Here is an 18,072-nt window from a genome sequence, read left to right as displayed (position 1 = left end):
CGGCCGCGAAAGCCGGCCGGTCGGGTCAGGCCTCCGAGTGGATGCCCTTCATGATGATCACGCCGCCCAGGCGGGTGGTGTCCGCGCGCATGCGCTTGGCCAGCGTGTCGGGCGAGCCGGGCTGCGCCTGCCAGCCGGTCTTCAGCAGGGCCTGGCTCACGTCGGGCGAGCTGATCACCTCGACCAGCGCGGCGTTGAGCTTGGCGACGGCCGCGGGCTTCATGCTGGCGGGGGCGGCCAGCGCGGTCCAGATCTCGAGGTCGGCGCCGCGCACGTCGGCGTCGCGGATGGTGGGCAGCTCTTGCGCCAGCGCGCTGCGCTCGGGCGACGTGACGCCAATGGCCTTCAGCTTGCCCGACTTGATGTGCGGCAGCGCCAGCCCCGGCGGCAGCAGCGCCAGCTGGACCTCGTTGGCCAGCAGGCCCGCGATGACCTGCGGGTTGCCCGTGTAGGGCTTGTGCTGCGCGGTGATGGCCGCGCGGCTCTTGATGAGCTCCATGCCCAGGTGGCCCACCGTGCCCACGCCCGGCGTGCCGTACTTGCCGGCGCTGCCGAGGTTGCGCACCCACAGCAGCTGCTCGGCCGCGGTCTTGCCTTCGGCGTTGCCCGACACCGCCAGCACCAGCGGCGCGGTGCCGATGAGGCCGACCGGCGCGAAGTCTTTCTCGGGGTCGAAGGGCAGCTTGGGGTTCAGCAGCTTGGCGATGGTGAGGTTGCCGTTGATGAGCGCGCCGATGGTGTGCTCGTCGGTCGACTTGGCCACCAGGTCGGCCACGGTGTTGCCGCTGGCGCCGGGCTTGTTCTCGACCACCACCGGCTGGCGCAGCAGCTTCGACAGGGGTTCGGCGATGGCGCGGGTGGCGAGGTCGGGCGAGGCGCCGGCGGGAAAGCCCACGAGGATGTGCACCGGCTTGGTCGGCCAGGCGATGTCGGCGGCGGAGGCCGAAGAAGATGTGGCGCGCTGGGCCCACGAAGCCTGCGACAGCAGCGAGGCGGCAACGGCTGCCGCGCCGCCTTCGAGCAAGCGGCGTTTGGTGATCGTCAAGATGACTCCAGAGAGTGAAGAACCGGGGAACAGACCAGGAAGCGAATCAGGGAAACGCATCGAGGAAAGGGGCATGCCGGCTGAACGCGGGCTGACGCCGCAACTTACAACACGTTACAGGAGGAGCATGTGTTGCGCAAGTCGGACGGGGCGCCGCGCGGGGGTTTTACACGTCGACGAATACGTTTGAATTCACTGCCCGAGGGGCGCACGCAACAGCTTGCGCTGCGTGGGAAACAGCGACCAGCCCCAGCGCTGTTGCGCATAGCCCCACAGGCCCTGCTTGAAGAACAGCGTCACCACGATGGCGAGCAGCCCCAGCCCGAGCAGGTACCACGTGCCGTAGTCGCTCAGGAACTTGTTGAGCGCCCAGAAGATGAGCGCGCCCACCAGCGGCCCTTCGATGCGCCCGATACCGCCGATGACCACCATGAAGATGGCGAAGGCCGTCCAGTTGACGCTGAAGGCCGCGTCGGGGCTGATGCGCAGGTTGCCCACGAAATACAGCGCCCCCGCCAGCCCCGCCCCGAAAGCCGCGACCACGTACACCGCGAGCTTCATGCGCGCCACCGGAATGCCCTGCGACTCGGCCGCCACCTCGTTGTCGCGAATGGCCAGCAGCGCCAGCCCGCGCTTGCTGCGCAGGAACAGGTACACCAGCGCGATGGCCGCGACCACGCAGGCCAGCGCCATCCAGTAGGTGGTGTTTTCGCGCGTGGCCTTCTCGATGCCGCGCAGCGCCGTGAGCGTGGTGCCCGAGCCGCCGCCCACCGCCGACACGTTGGCGAAGCTCAGGCGGAACACCTCGGCGATCACCCAGGTGCCGATGGCGAAGTAGCCGCCCGACAGGCGAAAGGCCACGAACGACACCGGAATGGCCACGAGCCCCGCGGCCAGCGCGCCCAGCGGTATCGCCACGAAGGGGTTGAGGCCCGCGAAGTTGCCCAGCATCAGCATCACGTAGCCGGCGAAGCCGAAGAAGGCCTGCTGCCCGATGCTGACCATGCCGCCGTAGCCGGCGAGCAGGTTCCACATCATCGCGAAGATGAAGTAGCAGGCAATCTCGACGAACTCGCGCATCCAGCTCGACTCGCCCCAGAAGGGCAGGCTGGCCGCGACGAGCACGAGGGCGATGCCGACGCACAGCGCGGCGCGGCTCGCGGCGGTGGCGCGCTGCACCGCGATGAGGGTGGTGAGGGAAGGCGGCATGTTCGTCATCTCGTTCATCCCCGCGGTCAGCCGCGGGTCTTGGGAAAGAGGCCTTGCGGGCGCAGCACCAGCACCACCAGGAACACGATGTGCCCGGCCCAGATGCCCCAGCCCGGGTCCAGCCTGAAGCCCACCTGCTGCGTGACGCCCAGGATCATCGCGCCGGCCAGCGTGCCCCAGAACGAGCCCATGCCGCCGATGATCACGGCCTCGAACGCGAAGAGCAGCAGCAGCGGGCCGTCCGACGGCGACACGGTGGTGCGCATGCCCTGCAGCGCGCCCGCGATGGCGATCAGCACGAAGGCGATGGCCGTCGCGAAGGCATAGACCTTCTTCGCGTTCAGCCCCATGAGCTCGGCGATCTCGCGGTCGTCGGACACCGCGCGAAACGACCGACCCAGTGCCGTGCGCGCGAACAGCCACTGCAGCGCGCCGGTCGCCACGACCGCGATGGCGAGCACGATGAGCGGCAGCACGCCGACCGACATTGCACTGCCTATCGCACCACCCAGGGCCACGCCCTGCGTGCTGAGCCCGCCGGTCTCGATGGCGCGCGGGTCCGCCGAGAACAGCTCCAGCAGCAGGTTCTGGATGACGATCGACAGGCCGAAGGTGACCACCAGCGAAGGCAGCGGGTCTTTGCCCAGCGTGCCGTTGAGCACGAAGCGCTGCAGCGCGTAGCCGAAGCCGAAGGCCACCGGCAGCACCGCCAGCGCCACCAGCCAGGGCGCCACGTCGCCCCCCAGCGACACCCCCGCGATGACCGCGAACGCGCCGAGGATGATGAAGTCGCCCTGCGCCGTGTTGGTCAGGCGCATGACGCCGAACATCAGCGACTGGCCGAGCGCGAACAGCGTGTAGAGGCCGCCGAGCAGCACGCCTTGCACGAGCGTTTCAAGCATGGGCGTGCTCCTGCGGGGCAATGCCGGTGCCCATGCCGAAATAGGCCTGCGAGATCTGCTCGCGCGTGAGGTCGGCGGACCGGCCTTCGAGCGACACGCGGCCTTCCTGCAGGCAGTAGATGCGCTGCGACACCTGGCGCGCCATGGTCACGTCCTGCTCGACGATGACCACCGTCATGCCCTCGCCGGTGATGGTGGGCATGGCCGCGTAGATCTCGCGGATGACGATGGGCGCGAGGCCGAGCGAGAGCTCGTCGCACAGCAGCACCTCGGGGTTGCTCATGAGCGCGCGGCCGAGCGCGACCATCTGCTGCTGGCCGCCGGACAGCGAGGTGGCTGGCTGGTGGCGCTTCTCGGCCAGGATGGGAAACAGCGCGTACAGGCGCTGCAGGTTCCACGGGCCCTTGCGCTGCGCGGTGGCGCCCATGCGCAGGTTCTCTTCCACGCTGAGGCTGGGGAACAGGCGCCGGCCTTCAGGGACCATGGCGAGGCCGCGGCGCACGATGTCGCCGGGCGGCAGGCCGCCGATGGGGTCTCCCTTGAAACGGATCGCTTCGAGCGGGGCGCGCACGAGGCCGGTGAGGCTCTTGAGAAAGGTGGACTTGCCCGCGCCGTTGGCGCCGATGATGGCGACGACCTCGCCGGAGGAGAGCGAGAAGTCGATGCCGAACAGGGCCTGGGCGTCGCCGTAAAAGGCCTGGAGGACGTGGGTCTGGAGCAGGGTGGTCATGGTTGTTGCGCTGCCTGGACTTGCCCCCTCTCCCGCTTGCGGGAGAGGGCTGGGGTGAGGGTCGACGGCGATGGCGAGACACACGACGACTCGACCGCCGCAGCCCTCACCCTGACCCTCTCCCGCTTGCGGGAGAGGGGACAAATCCGATGGTCCGCGCTCATGCCTCCATCCCCATGTACACCCGCCTCACCTCCGCATCGTTCATCACCGCCCGCGGCTCCCCTTCCGCCAGCTTCTGCCCGAAGTTGATGACGAACAACCGGTCCGCCAGCGACAGCAGCGCATGCACCACATGCTCGATCCAGATCATGGTCACGCCGCGCGACTTGATTCGTTTCAGCTCCGCCACCAGCACCGCCGCTTCAGGCTCCGTCAACCCGCCCGCGATCTCGTCGAGCAGCAGCAGCTGCGGCCGCGTCGCCAGCGCGCGCGCCAGCTCCAGCCGCTTGCGGTCCAGCAGCGTGAGGCCGCCGGCCGGCTTGTTCGCGTGCGCCATCAGCCCCGTCTGCGACAGCACTTCGTGCGCCGTCTGCCAGGCCTCGCGCTCGGTCTGCTGCCCGCCGAAACACGCGGCGGTCACCAGGTTCTCGAACACGCTCATGTTGCCGAAGGGCTGCGGCACCTGGTAGCTGCGGCCGATGCCCGCATGGCAGCGCTGGTGCGGCTTGAGCCGGGTCACGTCGCGCCCCGCGTACTCGACGCGCCCGGCGTCCACGCGCACGTCGCCCGAGATCAGGTTGAACAGCGTCGTCTTCCCCGCGCCGTTCGGCCCGAGGATGCCCAGCGTCTCGCCCTCGCTCACCGACAGCGTGATGCCGTCGGTGACCTTGAGCGCGCCGTACGACTTGCTCACGCCATGCAATGCCAGCAGCGCCATGTCGGTCAGAGCAGCCGCAGCGTGCCGCCGGTGGGAATGCCGGTGGCCGACTCGTTGTTGACGATGGTCAGCTCCACCTTGTACTTCTTGCCCTTGCCCCACTGCCCGAGCACCAGCGGCGTCTTGCTCACGTTCTTGAACGGCCCCTGCCCGCCCCATTTCACCGGGCCGACGACGGAGTTGATCGACGTCGACGCCACCGCGTCGCGCACGTCGCCGGCCTTGAGCGACTTCGCGCGCCCCAGCGCGTTCGCGGCCACCTCGAACAGCGCATGCGCAAAGCCGATGGGCTGCGTCCACTGCTTCTTCGCGCCGGCCTCGTAGGCCTCGGCCAGCGCTTTCGCGCTCTGCTGCGTGAGGCTCGATGTGAACGGGTGCGACGGGCTCCACCACACCTCCGTCGACAGGCCGTCGCCCAGGTCGCCCAGCGCCTCGATCGCGCCGGGGAACAGCAGCGCCTTGCCCAGCGTGATGACCTTGGGCCTGAAGCCCTGCTGCCGCGCCTGCGTGAGGAAGGTCTTGGCGTCGGGCGGAATCACCACGCCGGTGACGATCTCCACGCCCGCGCCCTTGAACGCCGCGATCTGCGCGCTGAAGTCCTGCGTGCCGTTCTGGAAGCGGCCGGGGTCGGTCAGCGTGAAGCCCATGGCCGCGAGCGGCTTGGGAAAGCCCAGCTCCTTGTCCCCCCACGCGTTGCCGTCGCCGTCGTTCGGAAACAGGCCGCCCACCTTCTTGTTGGTGGCCAGCGTCTTCCAGCCGTTGGTGTAGCTGGCAATGACGTCTTCCAGCCCCCAGAACATGTGGTACGTCCAGTTGAAGCCCTTGGCCGGATCGCCCTTGCGCCCGAAAAACCACGGCTGCCACGGCACCACGCTGGACACGCAGGGCACCTCGTTGAGCTCGCACGCGTCGCTCACCGGGTTGGCCGTCTCGGGCGTGCCGGCGGTGAGCACCAGCGCGACCTTCTCCTTCAGGATGAGGTCGTTCGCCACCTCGCCCGCGCGATTGGGGTTCGACTGGCTGTCCTTCAGCACGATCTGCACCGCGTACTTCCTGCCGCCGACGGCGATGCCGTCCTTGAAGGCGGCCTTCATCTGCTCGATGACCCATTTGTCGGCCTCGCCGAAGGGCGCGAGCGGGCCGGTCTGCGGCGACACGTAGCCGATCTTCAGCGTGTCGGCCGCGAACACCAGGGGTGCCGCGCCCGAGGCCACGAGCGCGGCGGTGGCCTGCGTGAACTGCCTGCGATTGAATGTCATGGTTGTCTCCGTCTCTTGTGTTTGTGGTGCCGCCTGAACAGGGCCGGTCAGCGCGCGAAGTGCGGCGGTATCTGCGCGTCGACGTTCACCCACACGCTCTTCACCTGCGTGTACTCGCGCATCGCGTCGAACCCCATCTCGCGGCCGTAGCCGCTCTGGCCGACGCCGCCGAAGGGCGAGCCGGGGTTCACGCGCTTGTAGCTGTTGATCCACACCATGCCGGCGTGCAGGTCGCGCGCGACCTTGTGGGCGCGCTGCAGGTTGCCGGTCCACAGGCCGCTGCCCAGGCCGTAGTCGGTGCCGTTGGCGATCTGCATCGCTTCTTCGTCATTCTTGAAGGTGAGCACGGTGACGAAGGGGCCGAACACCTCTTCCTGCGCCACGCGGTCCTTGTACGACCTGGCGCGCATCACGGTGGGCTCGACGTAGCAGCCGGCGGCAAGATCGCCGCCCGGCGACTTGCCGCCGGCGAGCAGTTCGCCGCCCTCGCCCTGCGCCACCTCCACATAGCCGAGCACGCGCTCGCGGTGCTGCGCGCTGGTGAGCGGGCCCATCTCCGTCGCGTCGTCGAGCGGGTTGCCCAGGCGAATGGACTTGGCGAGCGGAATGAACTGGTCGAGAAACGCGTCGGCGATGTTCTCGTGCAGCATCAGCCGCGAGCCCGCGATGCAGGCCTGCCCCTGGTTGTGGAAGATGGCCCACGCGCTGCCGTTCACCGCGGCCTGCAGGTTGGCGTCTTCGAAGACGATGTTGGGCCCCTTGCCGCCAAGCTCGAGCTGCACCTTCTTCAGGTTGCCTGCGCTGGCCTGCACGATGCGCCGGCCGGTGGCGGTGCTGCCGGTGAAGGCGATCTTCGAAATCTCCGGGTGCTCGGCGATGTACTGCCCCGCCACGCTGCCCAGGCCCGGCAGCATGTTGACCACGCCGGGCGGCAGGCCCGCCTCGGCCATCAGCTCGGCGATGCGCAGGGACGACAGCGGCGTGATCTCGGCCGGCTTCATCACGATACAGTTGCCGGCCGCGAGCGCGGGCGCCATCTTCCAGCTGGTGAACATCAGTGGAAAGTTCCACGGCACCACCTGCCCGACGATGCCCACGGGCTCGCGCAGCGTGTAGTTCAGGAAGCCCTCTTCCACCGGAATGGTCTCGCCCTGGAACTTGTCGGCCATGCCGCCGAAGTAGCGAAAGCACGCGGCGGTGCGCGGCACGTCGAGCCGGCGCGAGTCGCGGATGGGGTGGCCGGTGTCCAGCGATTCGAGGCGGGCGAGCTCTTCGGCGTTGGCCTCGATGAGGTCGGCGAGCTTCAGCAGGATGCGGCCGCGGTCGGCGGCCGCCATGCGGCGCCAGGCGGGGAATGCGCGCTTCGCGGCGGCCACGGCCTTGTCGACGTCGGCCTTGCCGGCCAGCGCGACGTGGGCGATGGGCGTGTTGTCGTGCGGGTTCAGCGTGGCCAGGGTCTCGCCGGATTCGGCGTCGACGAAGCGGCCGTCGATGAAGAGCTGGTGGCGGATCGATGCAGCAGGCATGGGCGTTCCTCTCCCTCCCCCTTTGGGGGAGGGCTGGGGTGGGGGCTTCTTCAAGAAGGGCGCGGGCTCTAAGAGCCCCCACCCCGGCCCTCCCCCGGAAGGGGAGGGAGAAATACAGGTCAGAACTCGACCGGAATCTCGGGCGACTCGCCCTTCTGTATCTCGTACACCAGGCTCGGCGAGCCGTTCTCCCACACCAGCAGCATCGAGCGCTTCGGGCTGAACCCCTGGTGGCGGCAGTAGGCGGGCATGGCGGCCATGTCGCCCGCCTTCATGATCACGCGCGCCATCGGCCGGCCGGTGTTCTTGTCGCCGCAGTCCCAGTGGATCTCGTCGGTCATCTGGAAGAACCACTCCACGCGGTCGTTGCCGTGGATGATCGGCAGGATGTGCTCCTCGGTCGTCGGGCACATGTAGCTGTGCTTCACCACCGAGGTGAAGCTGGGGTTCCACGTGACCTGCGAACGGCTCAGGAAGCCGAAGAGGTTGAAGGCGTGCACCTCGTTCTCGAAGCCGGGCTCGGGGTGCAGCTCGGGCTGGCCCTGCGGCACGTCGGCAAAGGCGCGGTTCACCGGCGCGCCGCGCTCGTCGCTGCGCAGGTCGAGGTCGCCCTTCAGGCCCACGCAGCGCTTGGCGAGCTCGCGCGCCCGGGTGATCTTCGCGGTGTTGTTGCCCTTCTTGCGGCCGTAGGGCGAGCCGGTTTCCTGCGGCGCGGCGAAGGGGTCGAAGCTCTCGTTGGTCCAGTCGTCGAGCATGGCCTCGAAGGTGGCGCGGATCTGCGCGGTCGGAAAGTTCTCGAGCAGGTCGATGCCCGCGTCCTTCATGGTGCCGTTGAAGCTGCCGGCGTACAGGTCGACCGATTCGTAGTGGTTGACCGTGCCGAACACGTCGTCGAAGTTGACCCAGCCGTAGAAGAAGCCCCAGGCCACGTCGCGCATCAGCGCGCGCAGGTAGCTGCCGGCGTCCATGGTGTGGCTCATGGGGCGGCCGTCGCGGGTCTTCCAGCCGATGTGCACGAAGTATTCGTCGCGGCGAAAGCTGAAGCTGCCGAGCGAGAAATCCTTGTAGCCGAGGGTGGCGTCGGGCTGCGACGCGATCACGCGGGCGAGTTCTGCGGGTGCGTTCATGGTGCGGTTCCTCTCAATGCGATTGGCAGATGTCGGCCCACTTCTCGACCGACAGGTCGCCCTTGCAGCTCTGCAGGACGATCACGCCCGGCTCGCCGGCGTTGCGAAACTGGTAGGCGGTGCCCTTGGGCAGCAGCCCCTGGTGGCCGCGCGAGAGCTTCATCCAGCCCATCTTCTTGCCCTGCGGCTCGCCCTGCACGAGCACGGCGCCGTTCTTCTCCTTGTCGGCCACGGCCTGCGCGGCGTCGAGCTGCACGAGGTGCACCTCGACGTCGCCGTCCATCACCAGCGCGAACTCGTCGTGCGCGCAGGTGTACCAGGGGGAGGTGCCTTCGGCGCGCAGCGTTTCGAGCACGTAGATCTGGTTCTGGCCGAACACGACCTTCTCGTAGGGCTTGCTGAGGCTGGCGATCTCGAAGCAGTTGGAAAACGCGTAGTGGCGCACGTCGTCGTCGATGGGTTCGACGTGGCCTTTGTCGAAGTGCTTGAGCGACCCGAAGCGGGTGCTGTACGCGGTGGTGGTGGGAGCGCTGGCGCTGGTGCTGGCGGTGGCGGCTGTCATGGGCTTTGTCTCCTTGCGTTCTCGAATGAGCGAACTCTAGGAGCCATGCGGCACGACCGGTAGGGACCAGTTTGGAAGAGGATTGTTCGGCGTCTGCGAATAATCGGCCGGGTTTACCCCTGTTCCGGCGGCGAGCGCCTAGCCGGAGGAGCGGCTGAATTCGATGAGCTCGGCCGGGATCATTCCGCGCTCGATCAGCGTCGCGTCCCACGGCGGCACCCGCGTGAAGCGCGTGGCGATGTGCTCGATGAAAAGCCGCAGCTTCAGCGCGTTGCGCGAGGTGCCCGCGTACACCGCGCTCAGCGAGAACGACGACAGCTGGTGCTCCGGCAGCACCACGCGCAGCTCGCCGCGGGCAATGGCGTCGCCCGCCACCAGCGTGGGCAGGCACACGATGCCCGCGTGCTCCAGCGCGTATTCGCGCAGCAGGTGCACGCTGTTGGTCAGCAGCGCGGCGGCCAGGTAGATGGTGGTCTGCTCGCCCTGGTGGTGAAAGGTCCAGCGGTCGCGCGTGGGGTAGCCCGAGTACAGGCCCAGCTTGTGGCGGTGCAGCTCGCGCGGCGAGGCGGGCGTGCCGTGGGCTTCCAGGTAGGCCGGCGTGGCGCACAGCACGCGCCGCACCGGAAACAGCGGGCGCGCCACCAGCTCCTGCGAGGCGGCAGGGAAGATCTGCAGCGCGCAGTCGACGCCGGCCTTCACCGGGTCGGCCACCGCGTCGCTCACGATCAGCTCGAGGTGGATGTCGGGGTAGGTCGTCTGGAACTCGCGCAGCAGCGACGCGAAGCGGCCCAGCACCATGCCCGTCAATGCGTGCACGCGCAGGGTGCCCGAGGGCGTTCCCCGGGCGTCGCGCATCTGGTCGACGATGTCGTTGGCCCGGCCCACCAGCTCGGTACAGTCGCGCAGAAAGGCCTGGCCCATGTCGCTGAGCCGGACCACGCGCGTGCTGCGGTGGAACAGCGGGGCGCCCAGGAACTCTTCGAGCTGCTTGACCCGCGTGGTGACCACCGAGTTGGCCACGCGCAGCTGGCGTGCCGCTTCCGCGAAGCTCTGGGTCTGCGCGACACGAACGAAAGTTTCAATGCTTTGGAGGCGGTCCACGGCGGCACTGTACTGCGGGGGCGCGCGTTGCGGGCACGCCGCAGGCGCTGTCATCCCCTGTGTCTGAAGGTTAACTGCCCCACTTACAATCCTTGCCGCATCTCCCACCCCTCACAAGGTCTCGTCCGCAATGCCCAAGAGCCACACGCCGCGCGCCCGTTTCAGCTTCTCCCCCACCGTGCGTGCCCTCCTGCTGGCCGTTGCGGCCTGCGGCATGTCGGCGTCCGCCCTGGCGGCGGTCGAGCATGAAGACGTCGACAAGCTCATGCAGGCCGGCAAGCTCGACGAGGCCATGACCCGCGCCGACGCCTTCCTGAAAGACAAGCCGCGCGACCCGCAGATGCGCTTCCTGAAGGCCGTGATCCAGCTGGACACCGGCAAGCGCGCCGAGGCCATCGCCGCCTTCACGCAGCTCACGCAGGACGCGCCCGAGCTGCCCGAGCCATACAACAACCTCGCGGTGATCTACGCGAGCCAGAACCAGTTCGACAAGGCGCGCGGTGCGCTCGAAGCCGCCATTCGCACCAACCCCAGCTACGCCACCGCCCAGGAAAACCTCGGCGACGTGTATGCACGGCTGGCCAGCCAGGCCTACAGCAAGGCGCTGCAACTCGACCAGAACAACACCGCCGTGCAGCCCAAGCTGGCCGTGATCCGCACGCTGTTCACGCCCACGCCGCTGGGCGGCAAGCCGACGGCGCTGGTCGCCTCGGCCGCGCCTTCGCCTGCACCCGCACCTGCCCCGGCTCCGGCGGCCAAGGCGGCGCCCGCGCCTGTCGCAGCCCCGGCACCCGCACCTGCTGCACCGCCGCCGGCCAAGGTCGCGGCCGCCCCCGCGCCGGTCGCCGCCGCGCCCAAGGCACCCGAAGCCGCGCCGGCACCCGCTCCGGCTCCCGCGCCTGCAGCGGTCGCCAGCACCGCGTCGAACGCCGAGGTCGAATCGGCCGTGCGCGCCTGGGCCGCGGCCTGGGCCGGCCAGGACATGGACCGCTACCTGGCCGCCTACGGCGCCGACTTCGCCCCCGCCGGTGGCCAGAGCCGCAAGGGCTGGGAAGAAGACCGCCGCGCGCGCATCGTCGGCAAGACCAGCATCAGCGTGAACATCGAGAACCTCGTCATCAAGGTCGACGGACAGTCGGCCACCGCCAAGTTCAGGCAGATCTACCGTGCCGACAACCTCAACGTGTCGAGCCGCAAGACGCTCGAGATGCAGCGCGCCGGCAACCATTGGCACATTCGCAAGGAAAGCGTCGGCGGCTAGTGACAGACATCGTCCGGCGCGGCCGGCTTCAGAATCCCCCGTTCCGTCCGCGCAGCGGGCGCCTTCTTGCGGCGCTGGTGACAGCGTCGCTGCTGATGTTCGCGGCCCCCGGCGCGGCGCTGGCGTCGAACGGCGCCAAGGCGGCTGGCAGCAAGGCGTCGAGCGCGAAGAGCGGCAGCGGCAAGGGTGCCGAAAAGAATGGCGGCAGGGCGGCCAGGTCCGCAGGCGCGGGCGCCGGTCGCTCCGCCGCCGGCGCGCGGGCTTCCGCGAAGGAAGCCAGGGGCGCCAGGGCTCAGCAGGCCCAGGCGCAGTCCCAGCAAGCGGCCCGTGGCAGGAAGAACGCTCAGGCCGCAGACAGCCGCGCGGTCGCAGCTACGGCCGCCACGGCCGCTGCGTCCGCCAGGCCCACGCGCCGCGCCGCCGCCGCCCCGATCCAGGAAGCCGGCAACGCCGAGGCCCGGCTGATCGCCGTGTACGAGATGTTCGGCCGCGGCCAGGCGCGCCCCGCACTGGCCAAGGCGCGCGACCTCGTGCGCGACTACCCGAATTTCCAGCTCGCGCAGCTCGTCTACGGCGATCTGCTCGCGGCCCAGGTGCCGCCGACCAACGCCCTGCCGGACACCGCCAGCATCGCCAAGATGCGCGGCAACCCCGCCATGAGCGACCTGCACGAAGAGTCCAGGCGCCGCCTGCAGGCCCTGCGCGACCGGCCACCGCCGAACACCGTGCCTTCGCAGTTTTTGGCGCTGTCCACGCGCAGCCGCTACGCCATCGCGGTCGATGCCTCGCGCTCGCGGCTGTACCTGTTCGAGAACACCGACAAGGGCCTGAAGCTCACGGCCGATTACTACATCTCCGTGGGCAAGTCGGGCACCGACAAGCTCGCCGAGGGCGACGCGCGCACCCCGCTGGGCGTGTACTACATCACCAGCAGCCTGGACCCCAAGTCGCTCAAGGACTTCTACGGCGCCGGCGCCCTGCCCATCAACTACCCCAACCCGTACGACGTGCGGCGCGGGCGCACCGGCGGCGGCATCTGGCTGCACGGCACCCCGCCCCAGCAGTTCGCGCGCGCGCCGCTGGCCAGCGACGGTTGCGTGGTCATGGCCAACCCCGACCTCAAGCAGCTTTTGCGCAAGGTGCAAATCGGTGCAACCCCGGTGGTGACCGCGCGCAGCCTGCAATGGATCACTCCGCCGCAGGCTGAAAAAGAAAGCCAGTCAATTACCAGCGCAATCAATGGCTGGAAAGAAGCCCGTGCCGCCGGCAATGAAGCGCAATTGAAGAAATTCTATTTGCCCGAATTCCAGCGCAGCAGCAAGAAGGCAACTGAGGGAATTGCAGCCGTCGACGACGAAGTGAAATACGCGCAGGGCAAGCGCGTGCAACTCAAGGACCTGTCGTACCTGCACTGGCGCGACGGCGACGACACCATGGTGGTTACCTTCGGCGAGGTATTCGAAGGTGACCGCAGCGGGCGCTCACGGCGCCAGTACTGGCTGCGCCAAGGCAGCGAGTGGAAACTGTTCCACGAAGAGATCCTGGGCTGACGCCCGGCTGATTCCCCCTTCTGAACCCCTGCGACCACCGGGGGCACCCCGCTGATTCGTGACTTTTTGCTCACGATTTTTGGCTTTCTGCGCTGTTACATCTGGCCCTTTGTGGCCTCGTGCTACGTAACACGTAACGCGTTTGTCCCCGTAACGCGCCCCTTTTGGACGTTCCGTGTGACGTAACACGCCCTCCCATCTTCATGGGAGGTGGGACGCTGCCTACAGAGGGAAGAATGACTTTCCGAGCCGACGACCAGCCGATCAGGTATTGCCTGGTACCACCTGGCGAGAGGCTGGCAGCCATCCTGCTTCTCCTTCCCCGTAGCACGACGAGTGCTGGCGACTTAGGGGTAACTGTTGTTGATACACAGAGTTACTCGGGATAACATTCACCTCGCTAGCCTTTGTTAACACTTCCTAAAGGGGAAATCATGCTCAGCTCTATTACTCGTTTTTTGCGCGATGAAGAAGGTGCGACTGCAATTGAATATGGAATTATTGCGGGGCTTATTTCGGTCGTGATGATCACAGCGATCACCGGCACAGGCGGCATTGGAGCAAAGCTGACGTCCATTTGGACCAACATCAAGACGGCCATTACTGCTGCATAAAGGTGCGTGCCCAAGCAATAGCATCGGTCTATTTGATGTGGTTGCTCCTCATAGCCACCTATGACTTCAGGCAACGCAGGGTCCCCAATTGGCTTGCGCTCGCAGGCGCCGTCATGGCGCTCACGGCGCTTGCCACCGGGGGCGGCCCCCTCGAGAACGAGTGGAAGCCCTCCCTGCTTGGCGCGGGCGTTGCGTTCGGGGCATTGCTGCTTTTTTATGTCTTCGGGCTTATGGGAGCTGGCGACGTGAAGTTTGCTGGCGCCCTTGGACTTTGGGTCGGCCTCGGGTCGCTGCTCCCTATCTGGATCATCGGAAGCCTTCTCGCCGGCTTGCATGCCGTGCTCTGGTTGGTTCTCCAGCGCTGGCCCCTCATGCCCAGGCTTTCGCAGATGCTTTTCGGGTCGCCATCGTCGGCTGTCGGCAGTACGCCATCGACGCGTGTGCGCTTCATTCCTTACGCGGCCTATCTCGCACTGGCCGCAGCGGTCTGGATGGTTTGGGGCCGACAGAGCGGATAAGCCGCTTGTCACCACGAGTTGTTCATCGATAGCTCTCCCGATTCCTCCCTCTCGACACGCCGTTCATGATCAATCTCACCAAAATCATTGCAGCCATTCTTGTGCTCCTGGCCCTCGCGCTCGGCGGCTACGCATGGATGCTCAGCCGCCAGGCCCCACCGCCCGTCGTCGCTGCCCCGGCTTCTGGAACCGCTCCCGCCGTCAAGCCAACGCAGAGCCAGACCTTCGCCGTGGTTGTCGCCACCAAGCCTTTGCCGGCGGGCCAAGCGATCGCCGCCGATTCACTCCGCGTGGAGCAACTGACGATCAACCCTGCAGGAGCTTTCCAGGAAACGGCGCCTCTCGCAGGACGCGTGCCGGTGATCGATCTCGGTGAAGGAACGCCGCTTGTCGAAGGCCAATTGGTCTCGGGACTGGCCCTGCGTGTTTCCGAAGGCGAACGCGCCATCGCCATCAAGGCCGATGAAACGATGGGCGTCGGCAACAAGGTTCAGCCAGGCGACTTCGTCGACGTATTCGTGATGCTCAAGTCTGATGGCAAGGACATCGACCGCAGTCAAGCGCGCCTGCTGCTCTCGCGCAAACGAGTGCTCGCCTATGGCAGCGTATCCATCGACGGTCTTGCCTCTAAGTCCGACAAAAGCGGCGCAGCCCAACAAGCTCAGCGCAGCGAGCCGGCCAGAACTGCCGTACTCGCGGTACCTGTGGACGACATCAACCGCCTGACGTTGGCCGAAAGCAGCGGGCGCCTGCTGCTTGCATTGCGCAATCCCACTGACATGTCCGAGCCTGATCCGAAACTCTTCGCCGAACTGCCTACAGCACTCCAGCCGCTACAGCCCAAGGCCGGCGAGGCGCGCCGGCCGCCGCTTGAAGGCCTGGACCGCGCGCAAGCCGGTCTCACCGCCGCCGACTTCGCGACGGGAGGCCAGCAGACCGCAGTACGAATGCCCGCCATCGCTGCGGCGCGAGCACCAATGGCTGTCACCAACAACGTCCGCCGCGGGCTTCAGGTCGAAGTCATTCGCGGCGACCGCAGCGAAACCGTTAATTACTGATCAGCGCAAAGCCCACGCATTCCATGCAGGAAACGAACAAGATGAAGCTCGCACATCGCGCGAAAGCAACCGCCTCGGCGCGTCCTCTGCGGCCTACTCTCGCAGTGTTGTGCCTGCTGGCACCGGGTGCATGGCCCGTGTTGTCAACAGCAGCCGACGCAGAGGCAGTGGCGTCACGTCCAGCGCTCCCACTGCGGGTCGACGCCGGCACGCAGAAGGAACTGCTGCTTGCCAGAGGCATTGAGCGCATGGCCATTGCGGATGAAACAGTCGCTGGTGTTTCGTTGACCCGACAGTCGCCCAATTCGCCAGCTGCACGCATCATCGTCACGGGCAAGGCCGCAGGCAGGACCACGCTGATGGTCTGGGAAAAAGGTCAGTCGAACGCCACCGTGTATGCGCTGGAAGTGCGGCGCCGCGCTTCCACTTTGACCGGCTCGCTCAACAGCATGGACGCTCACCAGGATGCGCGTGAAGCAGCCTCGGCAGCAGGCGGAGAAAAGACGATGTTGATCGACCGCTCCGTTGTTGACGTGCGCAGCAACACGGTGCAAGTAGAAGTCAAGATCGTCGAGTTCAACCGCAGCGTCCTCAAGCAAGCCGGCCTCAACATCTTCAGCACTCGTGCAAATTCCAACGGCTTCAGCTTCGGCGTCTTCACGCCGTCGTCGCTGGGCTCGGTGTCCTTCGCCTCCAACGGCGCCATCACGGGCGAGTACAACAACCCGCTCGCGCAAGCCTTCAGCCTGCTGTTCAACTTCGGCAAGGCAGGCCTCGGCCTGAACGTCGGTTTCCTCGAAGGCAACGGCATGGCGCGCGTGCTGGCCGAACCAACGCTGGTGGCTTTGTCGGGCCAGAGTGCGAGCTTCCTGGCGGGTGGCGAACTGCCGGTGCCGGCACCGCAGGGCCTGGGCACCACCAGCATCGAATACAAGCCATTCGGCATCGGCCTCACGCTCACGCCGACCGTGTTGTCGAATGAACGCATCGTGCTCAAGGTGGCCCCCGAAGCCAGCGACCTCGACTACACGAACTCGCTGAGCATCAATGGCGTCGCGGTCCCCGCCATCAGCACCCGCCGCGCCGACACCACCGTCGAACTCGGCGATGGCGAGAGCTTCATCATCGGCGGCCTCGTCAGCCGCACCACGACCTCGAACGCCGACAAGGTGCCCCTGCTCGGCGACATCCCCGTGCTCGGCGCCTTCTTCAAGCAGAACAAGTACCAGATGAGCGAGAAGGAGCTGGTGATCCTCGTCACGCCGCACTTGGTGAAGCCCATTGCACGCGGCACCGACCTGGCGCCGTACCTGCCCGGCGGCGCGGAGCAACGTGACGGCCCGGTGTGGCGCGCGCACCTGCTCGGCCCGGCATCCGGCACCACCGTGCCCGGCTTCTCGCGTTGAACAAAAAGAACACGCACAGCCGGTGGCCGATGCCATGAATGCTCCCCGCGACAACCTTCCCGAGACAGGCACCGAGACCTATCTCTTCGCCTCGTCCAGCGGCAGCCACATCACGTGGCTGACCGATGCACTCGGCAAGCTGGGCTCGGTGGTCGTGCTCGCACCCGATACGAAGTCGATCGACGAACGCATCGCACTGCTCGGCCCGGTGGCGGTGTTTCTCGATTTCTCGGGTGACAACGCCGCAGCCGCCATCGAGCTGCACCAGCGCCTCAAGCGCGACTGGCCGACCTTGCCCGTGCTGGCCACCGGCGTCTCGGCCGAGCCGGCGTCCATGCTCGCCGCGCTGCGCGCCGGCGTCGACGATTTCATCGACATGGCCGCGCCACCGGACGACGCCGTCAACACGCTGCGCAAGCTGCTCGACCGCCGCAGCAGCACGCAAGGCGGCATGCGCGGCTGCACGCTCGCGCTGCTCGGTGCGCGAGCGGGCATCGGCGTGACCACGCTCGCCACCAGCCTGTCGCTGATGCTCAACGACATGCTGTCACAAGTCACTCGCCCGCCGGGCCGCAGCGTGCGCCACGGCGTGGCCCTGCTCGACCTCGGCCTGCCTGCGCGTGACGGATTGCTCTACCTCGACACGCAGAGCGGCTTCAGCTTCGTGGACGGCGTGCGCAACCTGCGCCGCCTCGACCAGACCCTGCTGCACACCGCGCTGGCACACCACACGAGCGGCGTCGCGGTGCTGCCGCTGCCGCTGCCGACGAGCCTTGCGCAGATACGAGAGATCTCGCATGCCGATTCGGTCGCGCTCATCAAGCGGCTGGGCGATTTCTTCGACTTCCAGGTGGCCGATCTCGGCGGCTTCTCGACCATCGATTTCGTCGCGCAGACCGTGCAGGCCGCGCAGCGCAGTTGGGTCGTGTGCGACCAGAGCATCGGCGCCATCGTCTCCACGGCGAACATGCTCAAGGAATTGCGCGCACGCGGCATCGAGACCGACCGGCTGTCACTCGTGGTCAACAAGTTCGACAGCCATGTCGGGCTGTCGGCCAAGGACATCGCCGAGCGGCTCGAGCTGCCGTTGCGCCATGTGCTGCCCGGGCGCAGCACACAACTGATGGCGGCCGCGAGCCGCGGCGAGATGCTGGTGCGCACTGCGCGCAGCGATGCGTACTCGCAGGCCGTGACCGGCCTCGCACGCAGCCTGCACCAGGAATACATGTCGGAGTCGGGCCAACCACCGGCCAAGGATCCACGCTGGGTTGCGCTCATGTCGCAAGTCACCGGCCTGTGGAAGAGTTCACACGAAGGTTGAGGC

17 protein-coding genes are annotated in these 18,072 nt (G+C 67.3%); 7 read left to right on the top strand and 10 right to left on the bottom strand.

What is annotated here, in order from left to right:
• Positions 1-25 precede the first annotated feature (25 nt).
• The 10 genes from AB6807_RS28745 to AB6807_RS28700 form a co-directional block, all read right to left on the bottom strand.
• Positions 26-1,045: a tripartite tricarboxylate transporter substrate binding protein gene (locus tag AB6807_RS28745; RefSeq protein WP_116909418.1), complete on the bottom strand. Its 1,020-nt coding sequence runs from the start codon at positions 1,043-1,045 to the stop codon at positions 26-28.
• 192 nt (positions 1,046-1,237) lie between these two features.
• Positions 1,238-2,254 carry a branched-chain amino acid ABC transporter permease gene (locus tag AB6807_RS28740; protein WP_371087233.1) on the bottom strand — a complete coding sequence of 339 codons (1,017 nt, stop codon included), beginning with the start codon at positions 2,252-2,254 and terminating at the stop codon, positions 1,238-1,240.
• A gap of 26 nt (positions 2,255-2,280) precedes the next feature.
• Complete coding sequence (locus AB6807_RS28735; RefSeq protein ID WP_371087232.1) at positions 2,281-3,156, bottom strand: branched-chain amino acid ABC transporter permease; 876 nt, start codon at positions 3,154-3,156, stop codon at positions 2,281-2,283.
• Complete coding sequence (locus AB6807_RS28730) at positions 3,149-3,886, bottom strand: ABC transporter ATP-binding protein (protein ID WP_371087231.1); 738 nt, start codon at positions 3,884-3,886, stop codon at positions 3,149-3,151. The genes AB6807_RS28735 and AB6807_RS28730 overlap by 8 nt, the downstream gene beginning before the upstream one ends.
• 160 nt (positions 3,887-4,046) lie before the next feature.
• Positions 4,047-4,766: an ABC transporter ATP-binding protein gene (locus tag AB6807_RS28725; RefSeq protein WP_116909421.1), complete on the bottom strand. Its 720-nt coding sequence runs from the start codon at positions 4,764-4,766 to the stop codon at positions 4,047-4,049.
• A gap of 5 nt (positions 4,767-4,771) precedes the next feature.
• Positions 4,772-6,025, bottom strand: a complete 1,254-nt coding sequence (locus AB6807_RS28720) for an ABC transporter substrate-binding protein (protein ID WP_371087230.1) — start codon at positions 6,023-6,025, stop codon at positions 4,772-4,774.
• Positions 6,026-6,072: 47 nt separating this feature from the next.
• Positions 6,073-7,536 carry an aldehyde dehydrogenase family protein gene (locus AB6807_RS28715; protein WP_371087364.1) on the bottom strand — a complete coding sequence of 488 codons (1,464 nt, stop codon included), beginning with the start codon at positions 7,534-7,536 and terminating at the stop codon, positions 6,073-6,075.
• A 134-nt stretch (positions 7,537-7,670) separates the two neighbouring features.
• Entirely contained in the window at positions 7,671-8,678 is a 1,008-nt protein-coding gene (locus tag AB6807_RS28710) for a hydroxyquinol 1,2-dioxygenase (RefSeq protein WP_116909423.1), read from the bottom strand.
• A gap of 13 nt (positions 8,679-8,691) precedes the next feature.
• Entirely contained in the window at positions 8,692-9,240 is a 549-nt protein-coding gene (locus AB6807_RS28705) for a hydroxyquinol 1,2-dioxygenase (protein WP_371087229.1), read from the bottom strand.
• A gap of 138 nt (positions 9,241-9,378) precedes the next feature.
• On the bottom strand, positions 9,379-10,341 hold the full coding sequence (locus AB6807_RS28700; protein ID WP_116909646.1) for a LysR family transcriptional regulator: 963 nt from the start codon (positions 10,339-10,341) through the stop codon (positions 9,379-9,381).
• A 130-nt stretch (positions 10,342-10,471) separates the two neighbouring features.
• Here AB6807_RS28700 and AB6807_RS28695 point away from each other — a divergent pair, with 130 nt between their 5' ends.
• From AB6807_RS28695 to AB6807_RS28665, 7 genes are all read left to right on the top strand, one after another.
• Complete coding sequence (locus tag AB6807_RS28695; protein WP_371087228.1) at positions 10,472-11,602, top strand: tetratricopeptide repeat protein; 1,131 nt, start codon at positions 10,472-10,474, stop codon at positions 11,600-11,602.
• A 77-nt stretch (positions 11,603-11,679) separates the two neighbouring features.
• Positions 11,680-13,152 carry a murein L,D-transpeptidase family protein gene (locus AB6807_RS28690; protein ID WP_371087227.1) on the top strand — a complete coding sequence of 491 codons (1,473 nt, stop codon included), beginning with the start codon at positions 11,680-11,682 and terminating at the stop codon, positions 13,150-13,152.
• Between the two features lie 434 nt (positions 13,153-13,586).
• Complete coding sequence (locus AB6807_RS28685; RefSeq protein WP_371087226.1) at positions 13,587-13,766, top strand: Flp family type IVb pilin; 180 nt, start codon at positions 13,587-13,589, stop codon at positions 13,764-13,766.
• Positions 13,767-13,801: 35 nt separating this feature from the next.
• Positions 13,802-14,284 carry a prepilin peptidase gene (locus AB6807_RS28680; protein WP_371087225.1) on the top strand — a complete coding sequence of 161 codons (483 nt, stop codon included), beginning with the start codon at positions 13,802-13,804 and terminating at the stop codon, positions 14,282-14,284.
• Between the two features lie 65 nt (positions 14,285-14,349).
• Positions 14,350-15,342: a Flp pilus assembly protein CpaB gene (cpaB, locus tag AB6807_RS28675; protein WP_371087224.1), complete on the top strand. Its 993-nt coding sequence runs from the start codon at positions 14,350-14,352 to the stop codon at positions 15,340-15,342.
• Between the two features lie 41 nt (positions 15,343-15,383).
• The gene (locus tag AB6807_RS28670) at positions 15,384-16,748 is read left to right on the top strand and encodes a type II and III secretion system protein family protein (protein ID WP_371087223.1); all 1,365 of its coding nucleotides are present in this window, start codon (positions 15,384-15,386) and stop codon (positions 16,746-16,748) included.
• A gap of 34 nt (positions 16,749-16,782) precedes the next feature.
• Positions 16,783-18,069: a CpaE family protein gene (locus tag AB6807_RS28665; RefSeq protein WP_371087222.1), complete on the top strand. Its 1,287-nt coding sequence runs from the start codon at positions 16,783-16,785 to the stop codon at positions 18,067-18,069.
• Positions 18,070-18,072: the final 3 nt, after the last annotated feature.

Source organism: Variovorax sp. RCC_210, from assembly GCF_041355175.1.
Lineage (GTDB): Bacteria > Pseudomonadota > Gammaproteobacteria > Burkholderiales > Burkholderiaceae_C > Variovorax.
This window is presented reverse-complemented; position numbering and strand designations above follow the sequence as displayed.